The sequence below is a fragment of the Armatimonas sp. genome, from assembly GCF_043760365.1.
Lineage (GTDB): Bacteria > Armatimonadota > Armatimonadia > Armatimonadales > Armatimonadaceae > Armatimonas.
In genome coordinates this window covers 1-2,611 of the sequence record NZ_JAYUPA010001034.1, presented here as the reverse complement: position 1 = coordinate 2,611, position 2,611 = coordinate 1, and the positions used below count along the sequence as shown (strand labels likewise).

The 2,611-nt window shown below is 54.5% G+C and carries 2 protein-coding genes; both read left to right on the top strand.

Annotated features, from left to right (window positions below):
- Positions 1-1,637 (top strand): Eco57I restriction-modification methylase domain-containing protein (locus ACH2EH_RS26410; RefSeq protein ID WP_395146408.1); only part of this gene is annotated, 1,637 nt, incomplete at its 5' end.
- An 11-nt stretch (positions 1,638-1,648) separates the two neighbouring features.
- Complete coding sequence (locus ACH2EH_RS26405) at positions 1,649-2,365, top strand: PaeR7I family type II restriction endonuclease (protein ID WP_395146407.1); 717 nt, start codon at positions 1,649-1,651, stop codon at positions 2,363-2,365.
- The last annotated feature ends 246 nt before the right edge of the window (positions 2,366-2,611 follow it).

The window sequence follows — 2,611 nt, the reverse complement described above, 5'->3', positions numbered from 1 at the left end:
CCTTGGGAGCTATCTTTACGCGCCGCTGGGTGGTGGATCTGATTCTGAACCTTGCTGGATACACGGCGGATCGGAACCTTGTTGAGACCCTTGCTATCGAACCCTCGTGCGGGGACGGCGTATTTGTCGTCGCCATGGCGGAGCGCCTTGTTACTTCCTGCCGCCGCCAAGGTCGTCCCCTCTTAGACTGCACCAGCTCCCTAATCGCTTTTGATGTCGATCCACGCGCTGTTCGGCAAGCCACAGAGACAGTTCTTGCTGCGCTAAGGGCGATGGGTGTCCCTGATGAGGAATCCTGCCAACTCGCGGCAAGCTGGATACGAACCGGGGACTATCTTTGCCAAGCACCGACCCTGCCTCCTGCGGACTTCGTACTCGGAAACCCGCCCTACGTGCGCATCGAGGATGTTCCAGAGCATCAGATGTCTGTCTATCGCTCGGCCTACCCTACCATGCGGGGACGTGCGGATCTTTATGTCGGATTCTTTGAAGCAGCGCTCCGTGCACTCAAGCAAGACGGTGTCTGCGCCTTTATCTGTGCGGACCGCTGGATGCGCAATCAGTACGGAGGAGAGCTTCGTCGCCTCATCACAGAAGGCGGCTTCCGGGTGGAGTTAATCCTGGAGATGCATAAGGCGGCGGCCTTCGAGGATGAGGTCAGCGCTTACCCTGCCATCACGCTTTTGCGGAGATCTTCCACCAAACTCCCAACCGTTGTTGCTCAGTGGACAGGCGAGTGTGAGCCTACCGACATCGCCGCTTTTACCCGAGCACTTTGTACAGCATCGGCGATAACTCCAGGCATGTCGGTCTCACGAGTCGAGCCTTGGTTCTGCGGAGACGAGCCTTGGCCCCAGTGTTCCCCCAAACGCCTAGAGCTACTGCGGTACTTGGAGGCCAACTTCTCCTCACTGGAATCCTTAGAGACAGGAACCAAGGTAGGGATCGGGGTTGCTACAGGCGCGGATAAGGTCTATATCGTAGATCGCCAAACGCTCAGTACAGAGGACCAGGCTCTCGTCGAGCCTAATTGCCTTCTGCCACTGGCTATGGCAAGCGATCTCAAGGATGGCTCCGCTACTGTCACGTCAACGGCTCATTTTCTGGTGAATCCTTGGCCCGCGCTGGAGGAAGGAGGGCTCGCTCGTTTCCCAAAGCTCCAGGCGTACCTGCGCCCTCACGAGCTGACGCTGCGGAGTCGCTACGTCGGGAAGAAAGACCCGACCCGCTGGTACAGGACCATTGACCGAGTGGATGCGTCTTTGACCGCCCGTCCAAAACTCTACCTGCCTGACATCAAGGATCGGATCGCACCCGTGCTAGACCCTGGCACAACCTACCCACACCACAATCTCTACGTCATCACCTCCGAGGAGTGGAACCTAGAAGTGCTGGGCGGGCTGCTCCTCTCTGACATTGCTCAACTCTTTGTTGAAAGTTACTCGGTACGGATGCGTGGGGGGTATCTGCGCTTCCAGGCACAGTACCTACGCCGTATTCGTGTCCCTAAACCTGAGACGATCTCGGCGGTAGATCAAGCTGATTTAATCACTGCATTTCGCAGCCGAGATATCCAAAAAGCCACAAGTATTGCCCTTCGCCTCTATGGACTAAGTTTCGCCCAACTCCCACTTTAAAAAGATACACTATGAGCCTACCCAACCTTGATATTCGTTTCGAAGAAGCTGTTGTTGCCTTCTGGAATGCCAGAGATCGTCAACAAAAAAAGCAAGAAGCAAGTGGCCGCAACGATGCTGGAACCCGTGGAGCCGTGACAGGGGGTGGTCAAATGGAGCAGATTGAGCAACTCATTGTTGATATTTTGCTTAAGGGTGGCGTTCCACAGAGCTGTATCTTCACTAAATCAGCCCTAGAGCTACCAGGGTACTTCCGCCCTGAGAAGAAGTGGGATTTGCTTGCCGTGAAGGACGAGCAACTTTTCTGCGCTATCGAGTTCAAATCCCAGGTTGGCCCTTCATTTGGTAACAACTTCAACAATCGTGTTGAAGAAGCCATTGGCAGTGCGACGGATATCTGGACGGCATACCGTGAAGGGCGCTTGGGAACCGGGCCTAGGCCACATCTGGGTTATTTCTTCCTATTGGAGGACTGCCCTGAAGTCCACAAACCGGTCAAAGCAAATGAGCCGCATTTCAAAACCGATCCAGCGTTCACGGGAGCCTCATATAGCGGGCGCTATGAGCTGCTCTGTCGTCGCCTTGTGCTTGAGCGTCTCTACGATGCAGCTTGCCTAACTCTCTCGCCCAAGGCGGCTCCACACTCTATTTCTCATCCCGCAGACGACCAGACATTTCGGCGATTCGCTATGGAGATCGAAGCCGTTGCGTTGCGATTTGGACAGTAGTTGGTGGGCGGTAAGGATTCGTGTAATTTCCCCACACTTCGTCAGTTTTAGAGCTGACGTTCACGACACATAGTTTTTGTGACGGGATAAGTGACAGCTTTTGAGGCTGCGATCAGTCTTGTGGGACTTGTCACCCAGACGAGCGTTTAGGCTCTGAACAAACATAGCTGTTAAAAAGGGACACTTAGCCTTTCCCCATCTACAGGTGGCAGAAAACTCTAGTTTTTCACCACCCCTCAAAAGGCA

Coding starts and splice junctions, on each gene's coding strand:
- ACH2EH_RS26405 (WP_395146407.1), top strand. CDS start 1,649: ATGAGCCTACCCAACCTTGATATTCGTTTCGAAGAAGCTGTTGTTGCC.